General features: G+C 40.0%; 16 protein-coding genes and 5 tRNA genes. 5 read left to right on the forward strand and 16 right to left on the reverse strand.

The genetic code is table 11. The features are described from left to right. Positions 1 to 24: 24 nt before the first annotated feature. Positions 25 to 504 carry a tRNA (uridine(34)/cytosine(34)/5-carboxymethylaminomethyluridine(34)-2'-O)-methyltransferase TrmL gene (gene trmL / locus GM698_RS02895; RefSeq protein WP_159629131.1) on the reverse strand — a complete coding sequence of 160 codons (480 nt, stop codon included), beginning with the start codon at positions 502 to 504 and terminating at the stop codon, positions 25 to 27. Between the two features lie 13 nt (positions 505 to 517). After that, positions 518 to 2,653, reverse strand: a complete 2,136-nt coding sequence (rlmKL, locus tag GM698_RS02900; RefSeq protein WP_209289633.1) for a bifunctional 23S rRNA (guanine(2069)-N(7))-methyltransferase RlmK/23S rRNA (guanine(2445)-N(2))-methyltransferase RlmL — start codon at positions 2,651 to 2,653, stop codon at positions 518 to 520. Positions 2,654 to 2,846: 193 nt separating this feature from the next. Here rlmKL and narL point away from each other — a divergent pair, with 193 nt between their 5' ends. After that, positions 2,847 to 3,476: a two-component system response regulator NarL gene (gene narL, locus GM698_RS02905; protein ID WP_176807463.1), complete on the forward strand. Its 630-nt coding sequence runs from the start codon at positions 2,847 to 2,849 to the stop codon at positions 3,474 to 3,476. A 31-nt stretch (positions 3,477 to 3,507) separates the two neighbouring features. Here the strand turns inward: narL and GM698_RS02910 are convergent, their stop codons facing one another. The 6 genes from GM698_RS02910 to rbsD all read right to left on the reverse strand — a co-directional run bounded on the left by GM698_RS02910 (position 3,508) and on the right by rbsD (position 9,359). Beyond that, positions 3,508 to 4,518 carry a substrate-binding domain-containing protein gene (locus GM698_RS02910; RefSeq protein WP_176812250.1) on the reverse strand — a complete coding sequence of 337 codons (1,011 nt, stop codon included), beginning with the start codon at positions 4,516 to 4,518 and terminating at the stop codon, positions 3,508 to 3,510. A gap of 32 nt (positions 4,519 to 4,550) precedes the next feature. Further along, positions 4,551 to 5,471: a ribokinase gene (rbsK, locus tag GM698_RS02915; protein ID WP_176812249.1), complete on the reverse strand. Its 921-nt coding sequence runs from the start codon at positions 5,469 to 5,471 to the stop codon at positions 4,551 to 4,553. Positions 5,472 to 5,555: 84 nt separating this feature from the next. After that, on the reverse strand, positions 5,556 to 6,434 hold the full coding sequence (rbsB, locus tag GM698_RS02920; protein ID WP_176807466.1) for a ribose ABC transporter substrate-binding protein RbsB: 879 nt from the start codon (positions 6,432 to 6,434) through the stop codon (positions 5,556 to 5,558). 21 nt (positions 6,435 to 6,455) lie between these two features. Next, positions 6,456 to 7,424 carry a ribose ABC transporter permease gene (gene rbsC / locus GM698_RS02925; RefSeq protein ID WP_176807467.1) on the reverse strand — a complete coding sequence of 323 codons (969 nt, stop codon included), beginning with the start codon at positions 7,422 to 7,424 and terminating at the stop codon, positions 6,456 to 6,458. 9 nt (positions 7,425 to 7,433) lie between these two features. Further along, positions 7,434 to 8,930 carry a ribose ABC transporter ATP-binding protein RbsA gene (gene rbsA / locus GM698_RS02930; RefSeq protein ID WP_176812832.1) on the reverse strand — a complete coding sequence of 499 codons (1,497 nt, stop codon included), beginning with the start codon at positions 8,928 to 8,930 and terminating at the stop codon, positions 7,434 to 7,436. A 9-nt stretch (positions 8,931 to 8,939) separates the two neighbouring features. Beyond that, on the reverse strand, positions 8,940 to 9,359 hold the full coding sequence (gene rbsD / locus GM698_RS02935) for a D-ribose pyranase (protein ID WP_176807468.1): 420 nt from the start codon (positions 9,357 to 9,359) through the stop codon (positions 8,940 to 8,942). A 293-nt stretch (positions 9,360 to 9,652) separates the two neighbouring features. On the opposite strand from rbsD, the gene GM698_RS02940 reads away from it, so the two are divergent. After that, the gene (locus GM698_RS02940) at positions 9,653 to 9,913 is read left to right on the forward strand and encodes a YfhL family 4Fe-4S dicluster ferredoxin (protein WP_159629122.1); all 261 of its coding nucleotides are present in this window, start codon (positions 9,653 to 9,655) and stop codon (positions 9,911 to 9,913) included. Between the two features lie 28 nt (positions 9,914 to 9,941). On the opposite strand, the gene GM698_RS02945 is transcribed toward GM698_RS02940, so the two are convergent. Next, positions 9,942 to 10,832, reverse strand: coding sequence for a folate-binding protein (locus tag GM698_RS02945; protein WP_209289634.1), 891 nt, complete (start codon positions 10,830 to 10,832; stop codon positions 9,942 to 9,944). 8 nt (positions 10,833 to 10,840) lie between these two features. Further along, on the reverse strand, positions 10,841 to 11,704 hold the full coding sequence (locus GM698_RS02950; RefSeq protein ID WP_176809632.1) for a YicC/YloC family endoribonuclease: 864 nt from the start codon (positions 11,702 to 11,704) through the stop codon (positions 10,841 to 10,843). A 281-nt stretch (positions 11,705 to 11,985) separates the two neighbouring features. On the opposite strand from GM698_RS02950, the gene rph reads away from it, so the two are divergent. Beyond that, a complete protein-coding gene (gene rph, locus GM698_RS02955) occupies positions 11,986 to 12,702 on the forward strand; it encodes a ribonuclease PH (RefSeq protein ID WP_176809631.1) in 717 nt (238 codons plus the stop codon). 90 nt (positions 12,703 to 12,792) lie between these two features. Here rph and GM698_RS02960 read toward each other — a convergent pair whose 3' ends face one another. The 5 genes from GM698_RS02960 to GM698_RS02985 all read right to left on the reverse strand — a co-directional run bounded on the left by GM698_RS02960 (position 12,793) and on the right by GM698_RS02985 (position 14,425). Continuing rightward, positions 12,793 to 13,281 carry a transposase gene (locus GM698_RS02960; RefSeq protein ID WP_176812248.1) on the reverse strand — a complete coding sequence of 163 codons (489 nt, stop codon included), beginning with the start codon at positions 13,279 to 13,281 and terminating at the stop codon, positions 12,793 to 12,795. Positions 13,282 to 13,949: 668 nt separating this feature from the next. Next, positions 13,950 to 14,025, reverse strand: a tRNA-Val gene (locus tag GM698_RS02970). A 47-nt stretch (positions 14,026 to 14,072) separates the two neighbouring features. Then, a tRNA-Val gene (locus GM698_RS02975) sits at positions 14,073 to 14,148 on the reverse strand. Between the two features lie 77 nt (positions 14,149 to 14,225). Next, positions 14,226 to 14,301: transfer RNA gene (locus GM698_RS02980), tRNA-Val, on the reverse strand. A 48-nt stretch (positions 14,302 to 14,349) separates the two neighbouring features. Further along, positions 14,350 to 14,425: transfer RNA gene (locus GM698_RS02985), tRNA-Val, on the reverse strand. Between the two features lie 182 nt (positions 14,426 to 14,607). Between GM698_RS02985 and gltX the strand changes: the two genes are divergently transcribed. Beyond that, positions 14,608 to 16,047, forward strand: a complete 1,440-nt coding sequence (gltX, locus tag GM698_RS02990) for a glutamate--tRNA ligase (protein ID WP_176812246.1) — start codon at positions 14,608 to 14,610, stop codon at positions 16,045 to 16,047. Between the two features lie 77 nt (positions 16,048 to 16,124). Further along, positions 16,125 to 16,200 (forward strand) — tRNA-Ala (locus GM698_RS02995). Positions 16,201 to 16,442: 242 nt separating this feature from the next. On the opposite strand, the gene recN is transcribed toward GM698_RS02995, so the two are convergent. Further along, positions 16,443 to 18,122 (reverse strand): DNA repair protein RecN, encoded by a 1,680-nt coding sequence (recN, locus tag GM698_RS03000; RefSeq protein WP_209289635.1) that lies wholly within the window; start codon positions 18,120 to 18,122, stop codon positions 16,443 to 16,445. Positions 18,123 to 18,270 lie beyond the last annotated feature (148 nt).

Raw genomic sequence — 18,270 nt, forward strand, 5'->3', positions numbered from 1 at the left:
CAAAAATTAAACCGCTTGTCATAATTAAATTGACTGTGCCGCCACCGCATTCTGATAACCAAATTGTCGCCACGCCTCATAAACCACTACCGCAACTGAGTTTGATAAATTCATACTGCGACTGTCTTTACACATTGGAATGCGGATTTTTTGTGACATCGGCATTTCTGCTAGCAACGGTTTTGGAATGCCTCTGCTTTCTGGCCCGAACATTAAGAAATCACCCAATTCATATTTCACATCGCTGTGGTTTTGCTCTCCACGCGTAGTGAGTGCAAATAGGCGTTTTGGCTTAGCCCGTGCTAGAAAGTCTTCAAAATTTTTGTATTTTTGGATATCGACAAATTCGTGATAATCCAAGCCCGAACGGCGTAATTTTTTATCATCCCAGCCAAATCCGAACGGCTCAATCATATGTAAACGAAAGCCACAATTTGCACAAAGGCGAATAATATTCCCGCTGTTTTGTGGGATTTCAGGTTCATATAAAACAATGTCTAACATTTTAAATTCAGTCTTATAAATTCTTTACAATCCAACAATTATGAATCTGCGGATTGCGTTCAAAATCGAGCGGTAAGGTTTTATGAGAAATGTTTTCTGCCGTTAAACCTAATTCCGCCAAGCCGTCAAAATCCATTTTGAAACCACGTTTGTTGTTCGAGAACACGATAGTACCATCTGCGGTTAAAATGCGTTTGAGCTGCGTCATCAGATTGATGTGATCTCGTTGTACGTCCCAACTGTTTTCCATTCGTTTTGAGTTAGAAAAAGTGGGCGGATCCACGAAAATCAGCTCAAATCGCTCACGACATTGTGCAAGCCATTGCAAACAATCCGCTTGATATAAATGATTATGGCGAAGCGACAGGTTATTCAGCTCTAAATTCTGTTCCGCCCAATTCAAATAGGTTTTCGACATATCGACCGTGGTGGTAGATATTGCTCCATTTAATGCTGCGTGAACCGTTACCGAGCCAGTGTAGGCAAATAGATTGAGGAAAGTTTTTCCTTTTGCCATTTCGCCGACCATTTTGCGAGTGAATCGATGATCGAGGAACAAGCCTGTATCCAAATAATCGGTTAAGTTCACCCACAGTTTCGCACCATACTCATTTACATAGAAATAGTCGCCTTTGTTCGCTAATTTTTCATACTGGTTTGTGCCTTTTTGTTTTTGGCGAACTTTCAGTACCAATTTGTTTGTTTCCACACCGGTTACATAAAGCGTTGCTGAAACCGCATCAAGCAAGCGTTGGCGTGCCTTTTGCTCATCAATATTTTTCGGGGCTTGATACTCTTGTACCACAATGTGATCGCCATATCTATCTACTGCTAAATTATATTCAGGTAAATCTGCGTCATACAAACGGTAGGCATCAATACCCTGCTGCTTTGCCCATTTTTCGATTTTTTTGATGTTTTTGGTAAGGCGATTTGCAAAATCAGGTGCCACTTGAGTACTTTGCTCAAATTGCACATTTTCATCAAAATCTGACCGCTTGTTAGCATTTTCGCTAATCAGATAATTTTTCTGAATGCAATCCAAAGGTCCGTTTTTCGCTTTAAATTGACGAGCAGAACGCAAACGCAAGCAGTTAAGTAACTCTGGCTCACCACTGAAAATGGAGGCATTCCAACCTGCAAATTGTTGTTTTAAACGCTGCCCGAATACCGAATAGAGGGCGATTAACGCAGGGGTTGTGCCTAAACGTTCGCCGTACGGTGGGTTACAAATCACGGTGCCAATTTGATCTGGAATTGGATTCTTCAATGCCGCTACATCACCTTGTTGCCAGTGAATTAAATGATCCACCCCTGCATTTTTAGCGTTTTGTTTAGCTTTGACAAGAACACGGTGATCTAAATCAAAACCATAGAATAGCGGTTCAATTTCATCATTTTTTTGCAAAAATGCCTCATCTAAAACCTCACGCCATAGTGCTAAATTATGCCCTTTCCACGCGTTAAAGCCCCAATGTTTACGGTGAAGTTGCGGTGCAATATTCCCCGCCATTTGTGCCGCTTCAATTAATAACGTGCCAGAACCACACATTGGATCAACTAACGGCGTATCTTTTTTCCAGCCCGAACGTAGCACAATCGCAGCAGCCAAAGTTTCACGCAAGGGGGCTTTACCCGTCTCTTCACGGTAGCCACGAATATGTAACGCATCGCCACTGAGATCCAGTGAGATCACCACATTCTCACGATCCAAATAAACGTGAATCCGTACATCGGGGTGAACTTTATCCACCGTTGGGCGAGCAAAACCCTTACGCTCAAAATAATCCACAATACCATCTTTTACACGCATTGCACCAAATTGGGTATTGCGGATTTCTCGATTCGTGCCATTAAAGTCAATATAAAAAGTATCACGAGGGTCGAATAGATCTGCCCAACTAAATGAAACGATGGAGGCATATAAATCACTATCGCTAAAAATTTTCGTATTGATTAACGGCAATAAAATACGAGAGGCAAGGCGGCTATGTAGCAATGCCTGATAAGCCCCTTTTAGACTGGTGGTAAAATGCACCCCGCCTTGAGCTACTTTGCATTCCGCATTGCAAATTTGCTCTAGCTCGGTTTTGAGCATTTCTTCAAAACCTCGTGCAGCGGTCGCAAAATAAGTTGTTTGATTTGTCATTTTTGGTTACTCAAATAAAAATATCGCCACATTATAGCCGAACAAGCGGTCTTTTTCTTGCAAAGTTTTGCAATTTCTTGATGAATTAAAACTTAGCCAAGATCAAAAAAGAGCGTTTTTTTAAAATCATAACCTTGCTATTTTAGAGTAATAATTGCAGAATGAGCCGATTATGGAAAGAAAGGAGAAAGAAATGACAACTCCAACGAATATTTTATTAATTGACGACCATCCACTTATGCGTCAAGGTATGCGTCAATTATTAGAACTAGACGATCAGTTTACAGTAATAGGCGAAGCCAGCAACGGCACAGATGGCATTGAACTGGCATTACAGCTTGAGCCAGATGTGATTATCTTAGATTTAAATATGAAAGGAATGTCTGGATTAGACACCTTACGCTCATTAAGAGCACAAGGCGTAGATGCTCGTATTATCGTGCTAACAGTTTCTGACGAGCAATCAGACATATTTGCGTTAATGGACGCTGGTGTTGATGGCTACTTATTAAAAGATACCGATACGCCAGAATTGCTAGATAATATCCGCAGAGCTACCGCAGGCGAAGTGGTATTAAGCGAAACTGTTCGTCAGCATTTATTAAACCGCCAACCAGAAAATGATCCTCTTAGTTGCTTAACCGACCGTGAACTTGATGTTTTACAATGGATAGCAACAGGTATGTCAAACAAACAAATTGCAGCCCAACTCTTTATTTCGGAAGAAACAGTAAAAGTACATATTCGCAACTTATTACGTAAACTGAATGTTCACTCTCGTGTAGCGGCAACCGTTCTCTATTTAGAGCAACAGAAAGGCTAAAATAGATGATAAAAATACTGCATAAGATAAATTATGCAGTATTTTTATTTATAGTAAGAATTGAGTCTCTTAACACCAATTTAGGCTCTAACATAATGGTTTGAAAATCGCTAGATGGTGAGCCGATCCGCTTTAACAACGTTTCAACCGCAAGTTGCCCTAATTCCGCCTTAGGCTGACTAATCGTACTCAATGGTGGAGAAAGGTATTTCGCCAGCTCAATATCATCGTAGCCGATAATTGAAATATCTTGCGGTACGCTTAAACCGTGCTGCCAAATAGCTTGGTAAGCTCCCACAGCAATCGTATCACTACAAGCGAAAACTGCGGTCGGTTTTTCTGCTTGATCAAGTAATTGATTCATTGCCTCAATGCCACTGGCAAAATCAAAATGCCCCCCAATAATCCAATTTGGATTCAGCGGAATATCCGCTTCCATTAAGGCTTTTTTGTAGCCCTCTAAACGGTTTTGGGCGAGGGATTTTTTGATATTACCCGTGATAATGCCAATTTTTTCATGCCCAGCCTCAATCAAGGTTTTTGTTGCAAGATAGCCACCAGATATAGAATTTTCAAAGATTTTATCGGCATTTAGTTCAGTAAACCACCAGTCCACCACCACAAGTGGCAGCGGGATATTTAGCCGTTCGCTATTATTTGATCTCGCATCACCACACATTAGCAATAAGCCATCTACTTTGCGTTGAATTAGCGTTTGTATATGGTGCTGTAAACGCTCAGCATCTCCATTAGTAGTAGCAATAATCAAATTATAGTGATGTTGCTGGCAATAACGCTCAACGCCAGCCATCACCTCCGCAAAGAAAGGGTTGCTAGTTGTGGTGACTAACATACCTATCGTTTTGGTCTGATTAACTTTTAAGCTACGAGCCAATGCAGAGGGCATATAATTTAGCTCTTTTACTATCGTTTGAACTTTTTCTCGAATTTCCTCACTCACAAAGCGGCTGTTGTTAATTACGTGAGAAACCGTCGAAGTTGAAACTTTCGCTAGCCGAGCAATATCTTTCATTGTTGCCATTTGCAAAAATTTCCTAAAAAAACAACCGCTTGTTAGTGTTGCTGGCTGAGAAAATCTAAGGTTTCTTGGCGAGTTGGAATCGATGACTGAGCACCTTTTCGCGTGACACTGATAGCTGCTGCTGCGTGTGCAAAACGAATCGCCTCATCAAGTGGCTTATCTTCCAACATTGCGGTAACCAATCCACCGTTAAACGTATCGCCTGCGGCGGTAGTATCTACTGCATTTACACGAAAACCCGCAACGATTTCCCCTTGCCCATTTTCGCTAACGAACACGCCTTTTGAACCCAGTGTAATCAGCACTTTTTGAATGCCTTTTTGATGAAATATTTGAGCAGCTTGTTTCGCACTTGCTTCATCAACGACTTTTATACCCGTTAAAATTTCCGCCTCTGTTTCATTTGGGGTAATCATATCTAAAAGGCTTAATAATTCATCAGGTAATTCTCTGGCTGGTGCAGGATTAAGCACAACTTGCGTGTTGCTGTTTTTAGCGATTTTTGCAGCTTGAATAATAGCTAATAAAGGCGTTTCTAACTGCATTAATAAATAATCAGCTTGTGCAATTTCCGATTCAAATTCAGCCACAACCGCTTCGTCTAAATAACCGTTCGCTCCAGCTGAAATCACAATGCTATTTTCACCAGATTCCGCAACTTGAATCATCGCAATACCTGTCATTTCATTTGCTATCGATTTGATCGGGCGAGTATTAATACCGTCTTTCTCGAACTCAGTTTTCATTGCTTTACCGATGTCATCATCGCCAATACAGCCAATAAAAGACACTTTTGCCCCAAGCCGAGCTGCCGCCACTGCTTGATTCGCCCCTTTACCGCCGTAAGCAATGTGGTAACTATGCCCCGTGAGCGTTTCCCCTGGTTTAGCAAAGTAGGGAACGGAAATCACGTGATCAGCGTTAATGCTACCGAGAACGGTGAGTTTTTTCATAGTAAGTCCTTAGTTGCCAATATTTGCCCAGCACGGCAAAGCCGTACTGGGTTACGCATAATTCAGCCCCGCTAGGCTAAGCAATTATTTTGCAATAACTTTTAAATCAACAGGAATTTTTGCTTCCACTTTTTCGCCTTTAATCACTTTATTGGCAGTTTCCACACCTAATGCACCAATTAATTCTGGTTGTTGAGCAATAGTGGCGGCTAATTTACCACTTTCTACTGCTTTCACACCATCATCTGTACCATCAAAACCAACGATTAACACATCTTTCTTAGCTGCACTCACTGCACGTAATGCACCTAATGCCATTTCATCATTTTGTGCGAAAATCGCTTGTACATCGCCTTTGCTTGATAATAAATTTTCCGTTACATTCAAGCCTTTTGTACGATCAAAATCAGCGGGTTGAGATGCTAATACATTGAATTTATGCGCATCAATCGCTTGTTTAAAGCCCTCTCCACGCTCACGTGCAGCTGATGTACCCGCAATTCCTTCTAATTGGATAACTTTTGCGCCTGCACCCAATTTTTGTGCGATAAAATCACCTGCCATTTTACCACCTGCTACGTTATCTGATGCGATGTGGCTGACTACATCTCCTTTGGCTGCACCACGATCTAATGTAATTACAGGGATGTTATTACGATTTGCAATTCTCACTGCATTTCCAACCGCTTCTGAATCTGTTGGGTTAATCAATAACACTTTAGCCCCACGCACGGTTAAATCTTCCACGTTAGAAAGCTCTTTTGCTGGGTCATTTTGAGAATCCAGCACCACTAATGTGTAGCCTAATTCATCCGCTTTCTTTTGAGCCCCATCTTTAAGGCTCACGAAAAATGGATTATCTAAAGTTGATACCGCTAATGCGATTGTCTCTTTCGCTGAAGCAGTTGCCGCTACAGAGAAACTCAACATAATAGCTGAAGCGAGCGTTGTTAATTTTTTCATAGAAATCTCCTTTGAAGATGATTATACTTTTTTAGTGCCTAAATAATTATCAGCTAATACTGCTGCTAAAATAACCAATGCTTTAGCAATCATCTGATAATACGAAGAAATATCCAATAAATTGAGTGCATTATTTAAGAAACCGATAATCAATGCCCCAACTAATGTTCCCATTACACGTCCCTTACCACCCATTAGGCTGGTTCCACCTACAACAACCGCAGCAATAGCATCCAGTTCGTATGAAACCCCAGCCGTTGGTTGTGCAGAAGAAAGACGCGAAGTGATAATTAAGCCTGCTAGTGCAGATAAGAAACCACTTACAGCAAATACGAAAATCTTGATTTTATTCACGTTAATGCCAGAAAGTCGGGTAGCAGATTCATTACCACCTAAAGCGTAAATATAACGACCTATCGGTGTGTGTTTTAAAATATACCAAGCCACAGTAAATACAACTGCCATAATCCAAATAGGAAAAGGAATGCCAAATAAATACCCTGTGCCAATGAAAGAAAACGCGTCTGCTTGGTCAGAAAAACCGGTGCTGATTGGTCGTCCGTCTGTATAAACCATTGTTAAACCACGTAATAACGTCATTGTCACTAAGGTAGCAATAAAGGCTTGCACTTTGCCTTTTGCCACAATCACGCCACTCATACCGCCAAAGGCTGTTCCTAGTAATAAAACTAATGGAATGACAAGGAAAATCGGCATTTCCGACCCCACTAATGAGGCTGCCACTGCACCTGTTAATGCCAAAACCGAACCTACTGATAAATCAATCCCTGCAATTAAGATGACAAACGTCATTCCCACCGCAATAATCGCATTCACAGAAGTTTGACGTAGAATATTTAAAATATTGTCCACGCTGAAGAAATCAGGGTTAATCATTGAAACAATGATGATTAAAATAAATAACGCGACAAAAGAACGTTGCTCTATTAAAAATCTACTTAATTGAAATTTATTTGTTTGAGTTGTCATAAAAACACCTTAATTTAACGCTATATTTTTGCCGATAGCTGCTGCCAATAATTTTTCTTGGCTTGCTTCTTCACGAGTAAATTCTGCACTAATCCTACCTTCACGCATCACTAATATGCGATCGCTCATACCAAGCACTTCAGGCATATCAGACGAGACCATCAAAATACTTAATCCATCTTTTTTAAACTCATTGATTAATTGGTAAATCTCTTTTTTCGCACCAACATCAACACCTCGAGTAGGCTCATCTAAAATCAATACATTTGGGCGAGTCATCAAACCTTTGGCTATTGCAACTTTTTGCTGATTACCGCCAGATAGCAACCCAATTTGTTGATCTTGGCTTGGCGTTTTGATATTAAACATCTCGATAAAATCATCCACTGCCCGTTTTTCTGCATCCTGTCGGATAGAAGCCCCTTTTGAAAAATGATCTAAAGAGGTTAAAGACATATTTTCTTTCACCGACATTCCCAAAATCAGCCCATCGCCTTTGCGATCTTCAGAAATATACACAATGCCGTTATTCAGTCCATCTTGCGGACAGCTATTTGAAATTGCCTTGCAGTTTAACTCAATCGTGCCAGCGGTTTTAGATAACGCACCATAAAGCACCTTCATTAACTCAGTACGCCCTGCTCCCATTAAGCCAGAAATACCCACAATTTCACCTTTATGTAGTTGGAACGACACCTCGTTCACGCCACCGCCCGTTAAATTTTTCACATTGAGTAATAACTCACCACGAGGTTGCTCCAAATGAGGATATTGTTCTTCTAAACGACGTCCAACCATCATTTCAATTAATTTATCTTCATCAAGATCAACAACTCTCTCCTCGCCGATAAATTGCCCATCACGAAGTACCGTTACATCATCACAAATCTCAAAAATCTCTTTCAAGCGGTGAGAAATATAAACAATTCCACGATTTTCCGCTTTAAGCTCACGAATGACTTTAAATAACGCTTCGGTTTCGGTGTCAGTTAAAGCATCGGTCGGCTCATCCATAATAATCACTTGAGATTCAAAACTAAGGGCTTTAGCAATTTCAACCATTTGCTGCTCACCAATCGATAATTCCGAGCAAAGCTGATGGCCACTATGTTTCACGCCAAGTCGAGCAAGTAATTTGTCCGCTTCTGCGTACATTTTCTTCCAGTCAATTGCTCCCCACGCGTGCCTAAATTCACGCCCGAGGAAAATATTTTCTGCAATAGTTAAATTGCCCACTAAATTCAGTTCTTGATGAATAATGCTAATGCCTGCTTCCTGCGAATTTTTAGGGCCTTTAAAAGCAACCTCATTGCCTAAATAATGAAGTGTGCCTGCATCTTTGCTATAAATACCCGTTAAGACTTTCATTAACGTGGATTTACCCGCTCCGTTTTCACCCATCAATGCCATCACTCTGCCAGCATACACCGACAAACAAGCATTGCTTAACGCTTTCACCCCAGGGAAAGATTTATCAATCCCGCTCATTTTTAACAAGGTTTCCATCATTCCACCTTAAAACGGTACGCCCGAATATAAAATGATGTTGGCATAAGGTGAACATTCCCCTGTACGCACAACGGCTTTACTATAGTGTGTCTGTTCTTTGAACATCTCGTGATCTACATAATCAATTTGAATTTGATTGTTTTGAGCTTGCTCCAATTGGTTTAAACGAGCTAATAAAGCGTCTAAAATTTGTGGATTTTTCTGCTTAATTTCTTCCGCAATCAGCACTCTCTCGACGAAAAGTTCGCTAACTACCACATCAAAAGTCTGTAAAAAACTCGGTACACCTGCGGTTAAAGCGAGATCTATTCTCTCCACACCATTTGGAATAGGTAAGCCTGCATCACAAATAGTTAAACTATCAGTATGCCCAAGTGTAGCAATGCTATGTGAAAGCGGTGCATTAAGATTTATCGTTTTTTTCATCTCAACCTTCCTTTATCTCGCTTGATTATGCTTGGAAAACAGTCCATCGAAACGTTTCGATAACATCATAAAAAATTTTTTCTCCGCAATAAACAACCAAATTGCAAAAATGTGAAGTAGTTCAAATTTTTTTGCTTTATAATAGGCAACCTTGAATGACAAGCGGTCAACTTTGCAAATTTTTTTGCACAAACGCTTGCGTTTGAACATCGGCTTTTGCCGATGGCACGAAGTGCGAGCGAAGCGAGTAAATCTAACCGCTTGTTTGATTTTTATTTTCTCAACACAAACTTATGGCTTTACTGATTACCCACAAATGTACTAACTGCGATATGTGCTTGCCCGAATGCCCGAATGATGCCATTTCGGTAGGCAATGATATCTATGTGATCGACCCCATACTTTGTACAGAGTGCGTTGGGCATTACGATAAGCCAACCTGCCAAAAAGTTTGCCCAATTACAAATTGTATTGTGAAAGATCCCGACAATCAGGAAACTGAAGAACAGCTTTGGGAACGATTTGTAATGATTCATCACCCAGACAAAATATAAAACGGTCATATTACTATGACCGCCTCTTTTACTCGCTTTCTTCTAAACTATACGGCAATTTTATCACCTGCAAATTCACACCCTTTACTCTAAATTGAGCGTCGGGTTCTACATCTTTATTCAGCACAGCTTGAACCCATAAAATATTATCGTGTATTGCACTGTCTAATATCGTTCCTGTGCTTTTCCAGTTTTCGCCTAATTGCATTTCCACTGCCGAACTCGGTTCAGGCAAATCCACATCGCCTTCAAACTTGCCCGCAAGGGTAAATAACGCTCGTTTATTCGCCCCACGATATTTGGCTCGGGCTACCGTTTCCTGCCCGATATAGCAACCTTTAGTGAAAGAAATCGCATTTTCCAGCAACTGTAAATTGGCCGCTTGAGGAATAAGTTCAAACTGATTTTCTTTCAACAAAACAGGAATACCATCTTGAATGTCCATTAATGCCCAGAGGTTTTCATCGCCATTTGGCTCAAGGTTTTCACCCCAAACAAAGGCTCGCTTTTGCCCTTGACTAAGCGTTAAAGCGGTCATATTTTCAGATAATTTTGCAAATGCTTCTTCGCCGACAATGCCGTAAATTGGGGTATCTAGCTCGGTGAAAGTCACTTTAGAGAACACCGCATATTTTTTTAATTGAGTAAGTGCTTCGGGCAATAAGCTGATGTGAATAATCGCCACAAATTTATCGCTTTTAGCACGGTATAATCGCAATAACGCACTCATTTTGCCTTTCGGATCGCAATGGCAGGTTAAAGTGTGGCTGCCTACTGCAATTTTTGCCACATCGCAGGTTAGTTGCCCTTGGAGATATTTCTCCGCATCTGCTCCTGCAATGTCTATTAAGCGATACTGAAAAAGTTGCACGCAGAGATTTGGATAAGCGTGACTAACTTGGTTACAACTCAATTTCATCGATTTTCCTACTCCAAATTCTGAATTTGCTCACGCATTTGTTCAATTAACACTTTAAGCTCTACCGCCGAATTAGTCACTTCCGCATTAATCGATTTTGAAGCGAGGGTATTCGATTCACGGTTGAGTTCTTGCATCATAAAATCTAATTTACGCCCCACGGCTCCGCCTTTCTTCAGGACGTTCGAGGTCTCTTTCACGTGCAGTTGCAAGCGGTCTAATTCTTCCGCCACATCAACACGCTGGGCAAGCAACACCATTTCTTGCTCTAAGCGTTGCGGTTCGAGCTGTAAATTCAACTCATCAAAACGCTGCTGTAAGCGATCTTTTTGCCATTGCAGAATTTCAGGCATTAACGCTTGTACTTTGGCTGCTTCAGCTGAAATTGCTTGCAAACGTTGCAAAATCAGGGCTTGTACGTTCTCACCTTCTCTTGCACGCATTGCGATAAAATCCGCCAAAATCTGCTCAAAACCGACTAATAAATCTTGTGCAATTTGATCTAAATCTTGACTTTCATTATCTACCACGCCTGGAAAACGAAGCACATCCACTAAGTTTATCTCACCTTCATTTGCGGTGTCTTTTAGCCATTTTAATGATTGAACCACTTGCGTTGCATAGGCTTTATTTAACGCAATTTCACTATTTTGCGTTTTGCTTAAATCAATACGCAAGCTACATTCAACTTTGCCACGAGTTAAGGCTGCACGTAAACGCTCACGCAAAGTCATTTCTAAATTGCGAAACTGCTCTGGCAAGCGAAAATAGGTTTCTAAAAAACGTTGATTTACCGAGCGAAGCTCCCACACTGCATTGCCCCACTCTTTTTTGATCTCTAAATGAGCAAAGGCTGTCATACTATAAATCATTATTATTCCTCATATGATATACCCCTCTCTCCTTGTGGGAAAGGGACAGATTTTCCCTAATTAGTAAAAAGTTCAGAAGAAAAATCAGGGAGAGGGGGAAATTTGCAAAAAAGTGAACAAAAATAACCGCTTCCCCCTCTCTCTGCTCGTTTCACTGAACTCCTCAACAAGCGGTCTCTCTCCCATAAGAGGAGAGAGCAAAATAGACTTGATAAAGAAAACTCACATTCTACTGTTTTCTTTGTTAAAATGGTAAAAATTTTAGCAAAAAGGAAAAGGAAATGCGTCCAAATAATCGAGCAAATAACCAAGTGAGAGAAATTAAAATTACCCGCAACTACACACGTTACGCTGAAGGTTCAGTCTTAATTGAATTTGGTGAAACCAAAGTGCTATGTAACGCAACGGTGGAGGAAACTGTTCCTCGCTTTTTAAAAGGTCAGCAACAAGGTTGGGTAACCGCAGAATATGGTATGTTGCCACGAGCAACCCATTCCCGCACCCAACGTGAAGCCGCAAAAGGCAAACAAGGCGGACGCACAATGGAAATTCAACGCTTAATCGCCCGTTCTTTGCGTGCGGTAGTAGATTTAAAAACTTTAGGCGAACGCACAGTCACGGTTGATTGTGACGTTATCCAAGCAGACGGCGGCACTCGCACCGCATCAATCACCGGGGCGTGCGTAGCGTTACACGATGCAATGAACAAATTAGTGGCGAACGGCACACTCAAAACCAATCCAATGAAAGGCTTAGTCGCCGCAATTTCCGTCGGCATTGTCGAGAGCGAAGCGGTATGCGATTTAGAATATGTGGAAGACTCCAACGCCGAAACCGATATGAATGTGGTGATGGTAGAAGACGGTCGTTTAGTAGAAGTACAAGGCACCGCAGAGGGCGAGCCGTTCTCTCACGAAGAATTACTCACTTTATTAGATTTAGCGAAGCAAGGGATTAGCCAGCTCGTTGATGCTCAACGTAAAGCGTTGGCAAAATAATATTTGCAAATATTCGGCAAAAAATAACCGCTTGTTGATCTGCTCCCCAAAAGTTGGACAACCAAACCAACTGATTAAGGTGCAGATTTTTTAGGCATATAGGACAAAATAGTTGGTTTTTCTCCACTTTATATGCCAATAGGACAAAACAGTTGGTAATGAATATTTTTGATTATTCTTACCAACTCTTTTATTTAAAAAATCCTTAATAAACAATATCTTATGCTTCCTCGTTAAACCACTATATGGACACAATTTATCTTTTAACTCTTTAAATAACCCTTCTATCCGATTTGTGGTCTTTTCTATATGAAGCTCAAGGTGTTTTTCATAGGTAAATAGATAATCAAAATAACGATTAATACTCGCCAATGCACTCCTTACATTCCGATGTTTATAGGGATATTTTCCTTTTTCATTCACTTTGTCTGAACGTGCATTTAAAAAATCTTGATGTTTTATTTTCCAATAATGGATTTTTAAATAAAATTCATTTTTTGAGCTTGTTTTTAACGTTTTAATAATTGATTTCAATTCTCTACCAGCGTGAAATTGATGTTTTTTCCTTAACGCTCTCATTACAATCGCGACTAAGTGAAATTGACACATTTATGTTGGTGTATTTAGCATATCCCTTAACAAACCACGCCTACCATCACAAGTAATTGATTGAATTATATAGCCTTTTTCTCTGAGTTGATTTATTGCTTTCTTGTAGTAAATGTCTTTTTCTGTTTTCACAATTTGATGATAAATCACTTTTTTAGACCGCGAATCGACAAATAATCACACCAAAATCTCGATGGAAAAATGTGGTATCTATAATTAAATTGAGATATTTATGCCCAGGGGAATTTAATAAAGAGGTAGGGGCTTTCTCTAAATATCGGCGTATTGTTCGAGTGGAACAATGATATTTATCGGCTAATTGTTGTTGCGTTTGTTTTCCAACAGAATAATCATACCAAATTAATTCAGCATTTAATTTTTGTTTGAAGGTAAATGATTTATTACAGTTTAAACATTTGTAGCGTTGAGTATTATTTTGAGTGCCATATTTCTGGATTGGGGAATAGTGGCAAAAAGGACAGTTTTTTGTTCATTTTTCAAAAAACAGGGCTTAAAGCCTTGTACTATAAGGCTTTAAGCCACTTTTTACCAACTATTTTTCCTATATGCCAATTTATTTTCTTTTGGGTGGTAACTTAAAAGAGATATCTATTTAATCTAGTAAAATAAGACTAAATTGGTGGGCGATACCGGTCTCGAACCAGTGCCCCCCTCCTTGTAAGGGAGGTGCTCTCCCAACTGAGCTAATCGCCCTTCAGATACGAAAATCGTAATGTGAGGTTTATGATTTTAGTCTTAAGTGGTGGGCGATACCGGTCTCGAACCAGTGACCCCCTCCTTGTAAGGGAGGTGCTCTCCCAACTGAGCTAATCGCCCACTTTAAACATAAAAGCATGCTTATGGAAGACTTAAAATCATAAGGGAATTTGAAAACAGAACACTTAAAGTTGAAGTGGTGGGCGATACCGGTCTCGAACCAGTGACCCCCTCCTTGTAAGGGAGGTGCTCTCCCAACTGAGCTAATCGCCCGTTTTCAAAAATTAGATTGTCACAACATCGGAACACTTAAAATTAAAGTGGTGGGCGATACCGGTCTCGAACCAGTGACCCCCTCCTTGTAAGGGAGGTGCTCTCCCAACTGAGCTAATCGCCCGCTGTTGTGGAAGTGAATTATAGAGATTTTTGCTCTTTCGTCAAACGCTTTTTACGCTTTTTTCCTTGTTTGCTGATTTTTTACCCCAGAAAATTAATTTTTTACTATTATTCACCCTCAAGCGTAGTAGAATAGACAAGTTTTTCTTCAAAATTTACAAATAATAAATTAGGCAATATAAAATGAAAATTGAAACCCTTTTCCCTTTAGATTCAAACATAAAAGTCCGTACTCGTTTTGCACCAAGTCCAACAGGCTACTTACACGTGGGCGGTGCAAGAACCGCTCTTTACTCTTGGCTATACGCAAAACATAATCAGGGTGAGTTTGTGCTTCGCATTGAAGATACCGATTTAGAACGCTCTACTCCTGAGGCAACAGCAGCTATTCTTAAAGGAATGGAATGGTTGAATTTAGCCTGGGAGCACGGCCCATATTTCCAAACAAAACGTTTTGACCGTTACAATCAAGTAATCGATCAAATGATTGAAGCAGGTACAGCATATCGCTGCTACTGCTCAAAAGAGCGCCTAGAAGAATTACGTAATACTCAAGAAACCAATAAAGAGAAACCTCGTTATGACCGTCGCTGTTTAGAAGAGCATTCACATTCAGTTGATACCCCACACGTTGTGCGTTTTAAAAATCCTCAAGAAGGTTCCGTTGTATTTGATGATGCCGTTCGTGGTCGTATCGAAATCAGCAATAGCGAATTAGATGACTTAATTATTCGCCGCACCGATGGCTCACCAACCTACAACTTCTGCGTAGTAGTCGATGACTGGGATATGGGAATTACTCACGTGGTTAGAGGCGAAGATCACATCAACAACACCCCTCGCCAAATCAACATTTTAAAAGCGTTAGGTGCTCCAGTACCGACCTATGCTCACGTTTCTATGATCAACGGTGATGACGGTCAGAAATTATCCAAACGCCACGGTGCAGTGAGCGTAATGCAATATCGTGATGATGGTTATTTACCTGAAGCATTAATCAACTATTTAGTTCGTCTAGGCTGGGGACACGGCGACCAAGAAATTTTCTCTCGTGAAGAGATGATCGAATTATTTGATATTCACTCTGTAAGCAAATCAGCCAGTGCGTTCAACACCGAAAAATTGCAATGGCTAAACCACCACTACATCCGCTCATTAGAGCCGAGCTATGTGGCGAAACACCTTGAGTGGCATATGCAAAATCAAGGTATTGATTACCAAAATGGTGTGGCGTTAGAAGAAATCATTCCTGTTTTAGGCGAGCGTGCAAAAACATTGAAAGAATTAGCCGCCAACAGTCGTTATTTCTATGAAGAGTTCGAGGCTTATGATGAAAAAGCGGTAGCCAAAAACTTCAAAGCCGAAGCGGTTGCGCCACTTGCAAAATTATTGGAAAAACTGACCGCTTGCACGGATTGGACGGTAGAAAATATTCACGATGCAATGAATGAAACCGCAGCTGAATTGGAAATCGGTATGGGCAAAGTTGGTATGCCGTTGCGCTTAGCAGTAACAGGGTCAGCACAATCTCCTTCTATGGATATTACAGCAAAATTAGTGGGTAAAGAGAAAACCTTGGCTCGTATTGAAAAAGCAATTAGCTTCATTCAAGCAAATAGTTAGTTTTTAATCAATTGGCTTTATCGTTATTTAAAGCCATTGACATATTAGAACAGAAAGCATATTATTCCGCCCATATTGGGGGTATAGCTCAGTTGGGAGAGCGCTTGCATGGCATGCAAGAGGTCATCGGTTCGATCCCGTTTACCTCCACCAAATAAATAAATTCAGTTAAATTCATTTGAACTGAAACCACTTCAGAAGCCTTGATTTTCAAGGCTTTTTTCATTTCTAATGCGTTCGTTTGCATTCAGTTGACGATGTAAAGTAGTATCCAAATCAAACCCAACTTGTTGGCTTAATAGATAAACCCTTAAGTAAGTGCATTTACAAAAATGAAAGAAAAAGGCTCTTGATAAATGTAGATGAAGCGATTCTTTTTAGTCACTTCTTAGCGTTCAGGTATTCTCTGATAGCTTTAACATTTCTTCGGCGTTTGCTAATACTGTTTCTGTAATTTTACTTCCACCGAGTAATTGAGCTAATGCTTGAACACGCTCATCCTCTGAGAGGAGAAGCATTTGTGTTTCAGTCTGGTTATTTTCAACATATTTTTGTACATTGAAATGTTGATTTCCGTAACTTGCAACTTGTGGTAAATGCGTAACACATAATACTTGGCATTTTTTGCCTAATTCACGTAACAATTTACCTACAGTTGTTGCTGCAGCTCCACTAATACCAACGTCTACTTCATCAAAAATAATCGTTGGAGTAGAAAGTTTATTAGCTGTTAATACCTGAACTGCCAAGGAAATACGCGAAAGCTCGCCCCCTGAAGCTATTTTTGCTAGAGGTTGGGCTTGTTGCCCCAGATTGCTTTGTAAGTTAAATTCAACAGAATCTGCACCGCTTGGTGATATTTTTTCAATATCATGCTCTACTTTAATGAAAAATTCACCATTTTCCATTGCTAAATATTTTATTTGCTTCGTAACTTGCTGAGCAAGTTTATTGGCTGCATCTATTCGCTTTTGATAGATTTCTTCTGCTAAGAATAAGCACTGTTCATATGCTTGTTTCTCATCTTGAATAAGTTGTTCTGCATTATCTTCAAAATCAAGCAATCCTTGTAACTCATTTTTTAATTTTGAGTGATACTGCCATAATTGATTAGGTTGAATATGATGCTTGCGGGCAAGCGAGATTGCTTGAGCAATACGATTATCTAATTCGTGCAATAATTCTGGATCTTGCTCAATTTTATTGGCCAATTGTGCTAGCTCAGAGCTGGCTTCTTGAACTTGAATCAGCGCTTCATTGAGCATATCCAACACACCTTGATAGTGCCCATCTACCTCAACTAAGCTTTCTGTATTGCGTAGAGCTTTATAAATAAGATCATTTGCATTAATGTCATTATTGCTTAGCAAGCTCATTATCTCATCTGAAACCTCAGTTAGCTCTTCTGAAGAAGATAAAACATTATATTTTTCTTCCATCTCTTCAAATTCATTTTCTTTAATTGCAAACTCATCTAATTCTTCAACTTGATATTGTAATAGTTGCTTACGAGCTTCATTTTCTTGACATTGCTGTCTGAAGTTTTTCACTCGTTTATTCAGTTCTTTCCAGCTCCCATATTGTTTTGCCATTTTAGCTAATAGAGGCTGTATAGCAGCATAATTATCTACGATTTCAAGCTGATATTCCTGTTTTAGTAATAATTGAGGGGCGTGCTGACCATTTAAGTGAATAAGATATTGACCTAGCTCCCTGAGCTGTGCAACAGGCAACGCTCTATTATTTACAAAAGCTTTTGAGCGTCCATCAACATTAATCATACGGCGTAAAATGCACTCTTGTGGATTATCTTCATCAAGAAGCTCGTGTTCATCTAACCACAAATAAGCCGGGCTATTTTTTTGCATAATAAAAGTGGCCGTAATATCCGCCCTATCTGCCCCGTTACGAATCATTCCACTTTCTGAACGATAACCTAAGCATAAACCTAAAGCATCAATTGCAATAGATTTGCCCGCCCCTGTTTCTCCTGTAATGACTGACATCCCTTCATTTAATTCAAGAACAAGATGACGGACAATCGCAAAATTATTAATAGTAAGTTGAGTTAGCATACTAAATCCCCACACGAATTAAATGTATAGGCGTATAGTACAACTGTTTTTTTGAACAGTAAATAGGAAAGGGAAAAAATTGTAAATTTACACCACTTACAAGCGGTCGAATTTTTACAAAAATTTGCAAAAGAAAAAAGACGAGCAT

It is taken from the genome of Mannheimia sp. ZY171111 (assembly GCF_017750945.1).
In the GTDB taxonomy this organism is placed as follows: Bacteria; Pseudomonadota; Gammaproteobacteria; order Enterobacterales; family Pasteurellaceae; genus Mannheimia; species Mannheimia pernigra.